Consider the following 2,492-nt stretch of genomic DNA (forward strand, 5'->3'; position numbering starts at 1 on the left):
GTTTTTTGATATTTATGTTACCTCTTAGCATTTTAACTTTTATATTTTAAAATTAAGATAAAAACTCTTTAAATTATAGGAAATCTTTCCAATGGCCTATTTAAAAACCTCAATCATAACTCCTTAAATATCTATTTAAAAACAAACAATAACCTACACTTAAAATACAACACACACAAAATATCGCATCACTACTCCGCGCGGCGAGCCGGGTAAGGAATACTCCTATCATTTTGAAACGCTATTTAGGGAGGAAGTTTTCAGGATCAAAGCAAGATCAGTGTATAAAATTTCAGATAAGTAACCTCAAAATCTTAGGAATAATTCATGATGTCGAAAACAGTGATCTTATCTGTATTGATCGTTTTCAATATGAGTGTTGCCTATGCAAACCGGGGTAAAACGGGATGTGAAATTAAGAAAAAAACGTTGGAAAAACAGCTCCAGTATGCTCAAGCAGATAACGATAAGCGTCTGATAAAAGGATTAACTCGCACTTTAGAAAACATAAAGACGACATGTGCTCTGGAAGAACTTTTGCAAAAACAAAACGATCAGCCAGAAACAGGGAAAGACAATGCGAAAAATAGTACAACCAGGGATTCAGCTAACAAGAATCGTTCACCGCCATTGAAACAGCCAAGTCGCAAAAGTCAATCTCGCCCCCTTTCTAAAGGCAAAAAATAGACATAAAAAAGTGCAGGCCACGTACAAAACATGGCCTGTATTTATTTTTCATCTAATGGAGTTATAGCTCTCTCCCTTTAACTTGCTGGGCATTAGAAGGGAAGATATTGTAATAAATTTTATCACTCATCAGTGGTTCATTTTCAATTTTCACTGAAAGAATGGAATTATCTTTAGAAATAGCGTAATGACTAAAATAATTTCCTTTTCTTTCATAAGGATAGTGAAAATTAGGCTTAATAAATTTTTTCATATAAGACTCATGTGGTGGATGATACTCATCTGAATAAACCACCTTCTGATCTCTGACAAAAATAATTTTATAAAAAAGGCTGGTTTCATCATTAAACTTTGCCCCGATAATTTTTTCAATATCCTCCGGTGCGATACCCTTGTCGATGATATACATTTTATCCCAGTCAAAAGGAATAATTTTATTCATATCAATCAAACAGGTTGTATTTCTCTGGCAATGCTTATCGGCGTAAGCAATAATCCCTAATCTGCTGTTTTCGAAAGACAAAAATAAAATAGCAATTCCCAGTATTAACGAAAAAATAATCATATTACTTTTGTTGACACCACGGAAAAACATCATTCCCCCCTTCATAATCAAATTTGATATGAGAAAACGGTCTTGGAATATTAACCTTTAAAATCAAGTAATTGATATTATTCCTTCTGAACTTTACAACTTCATTTTTATCGCAACATCGTGCATAACGGCACTGATAAATCCAGGCAAAAACACGCCATTCTGCCTTTCCAACAACAGTCTGATATTTTTAGAATTATGAGGATAAATCCTGAATTGTGGAGACAATTCAACATCACTTATTACTTACAAGCGATTGTTATACAATTGCTATTTGGTATCTTGAGTGTGGTTTACAAGATAAAAATAGATGCTTACTCCGAATCTTTAGCATCAAGAGAGCTATACAGGGACACTCTGGATGACTAAAAAGTAATGTAATTGTACCCGCGTTTTTTTTGATTTCAAATAGAAAAACATGGTAAGCAAATAATAAACCAGACAAATAGTTGCTAACGTGATTTTATGATAGTTTTAGGACGATCACGTGTGTCTGATTTGTTACATTAAGAAATAATCAGAAAGAGAAAGGAAATACTGGCAACTTATACATATCAGTATGCTTTTGCATTCACATACCTTACATGCCCTGTGGCAAAAAGCAGATAGCTAATCGCGCTATTAAAAAGTGGCTTATCTTTAAATTTTCTAATTCCATCATTGCCATCAACATAATTCCACCAAAATGATAAAGTCGTCTCTCTTTCATCTTCAAGATTATGGACGGCTGTCTGGTGCTGATTCCTGATACTGACGACACCCGTACCATTAAACAACAGTACCAGCGCCAGCAAGATCAGCTCAGTGAGATTAAGCTGAAAATGCGGGAACTGTTTGACGACTATAAAAGCAACTAAGGGCAGGGATTAAGCAGCTCTTAAAAACAGAAGAAAGTCGGAAGATCATGGGGATCTTTCCGGCTTTTTCGGCAAATCACAGAATATTTCTAGTTATACTGGGAACTTTCCTTGTATATATGATTTCCAAAGATAGTTAATAGGCCAACTATTTTGAGTACTTAAAATCATATCTTTTGCAATAATTTCAATATCATCTGAGATTCTTCCTGATATCTCTGAGTCACCAATCACTCTAAATGAGGGTCACGTATTCAATTTGTTGTTTCTCATGTATACTCCTCACTTTTTCAGGAAATCAGATGGCAACGGTAGAAGTGAAATGTCGATTTTGTCAACAAACCGAATCGGTA

Annotated in this window: 3 protein-coding genes; 2 read left to right on the forward strand and 1 reads right to left on the reverse strand. The window is 34.6% G+C overall.

Annotation, left to right across the window (positions count from 1 at the left end):
• Positions 1-327 precede the first annotated feature (327 nt).
• Entirely contained in the window at positions 328-687 is a 360-nt protein-coding gene (locus IQ211_RS18860) for a DUF1090 family protein (RefSeq protein WP_189759357.1), read from the forward strand.
• A gap of 61 nt (positions 688-748) precedes the next feature.
• On the opposite strand, the gene IQ211_RS18865 is transcribed toward IQ211_RS18860, so the two are convergent.
• Complete coding sequence (locus tag IQ211_RS18865) at positions 749-1,285, reverse strand: hypothetical protein (protein ID WP_223281671.1); 537 nt, start codon at positions 1,283-1,285, stop codon at positions 749-751.
• 731 nt (positions 1,286-2,016) lie between these two features.
• On the opposite strand from IQ211_RS18865, the gene IQ211_RS19955 reads away from it, so the two are divergent.
• Entirely contained in the window at positions 2,017-2,139 is a 123-nt protein-coding gene (locus tag IQ211_RS19955) for a hypothetical protein (RefSeq protein ID WP_262985594.1), read from the forward strand.
• The last annotated feature ends 353 nt before the right edge of the window (positions 2,140-2,492 follow it).

The organism is Xenorhabdus griffiniae (genome assembly GCF_015163655.1).
In the GTDB taxonomy this organism is placed as follows: domain Bacteria; phylum Pseudomonadota; class Gammaproteobacteria; order Enterobacterales; family Enterobacteriaceae; genus Xenorhabdus; species Xenorhabdus griffiniae.

Excerpts from the sequence above, each read along its gene's own strand:
- IQ211_RS18860 (WP_189759357.1), top strand. The coding sequence starts at position 328 with ATGATGTCGAAAACAGTGATCTTATCTGTATTGATCGTTTTCAATATG.
- IQ211_RS18865 (WP_223281671.1), bottom strand. The coding sequence starts at position 1,285 with ATGATGTTTTTCCGTGGTGTCAACAAAAGTAATATGATTATTTTTTCG.